The following is a 310-nucleotide window of genomic DNA, read 5'->3' as shown; positions in this document are numbered from 1 at the left end:
AATAACACCATTTTCATCTGATACACCTGTTACTTCTTTTCCTGCTACAACAACTATTTTTCCATTTTTATCTTTAAGTACAAACTCTGCACCTTTTAATTTATTCTTATTAGCACCATCAATTTTTGTTAACTCAATTATTCCAGTTGTCGGAACAACAACTACAGGTTTAGATTCCTTTTCTCCAATTACATCATTTTTATTTGTAAAATCAATTTTTGCTGTATTTAAAATTTCCGAACCAGATGGTACTCCTTCTTTTATTTGAGATTTAATTTGCAAATGAAATTCGTTTTTACCATCTAATTTT

The 310-nt window shown here is 28.1% G+C and carries 1 protein-coding gene; it reads right to left on the bottom strand.

Annotation, left to right across the window (positions count from 1 at the left end; translation table 11 throughout):
* On the bottom strand, window positions 1-310 hold a 310-nt coding region (locus MR107_RS30640), incomplete at both ends, for a SpaA isopeptide-forming pilin-related protein (RefSeq protein ID WP_472926412.1).

Source organism: Bacillus cereus group sp. BfR-BA-01441, assembly GCF_022663075.1.
GTDB lineage: Bacteria > Bacillota > Bacilli > Bacillales > Bacillaceae_G > Bacillus_A > Bacillus_A cereus.
This window is presented reverse-complemented; position numbering and strand designations above follow the sequence as displayed.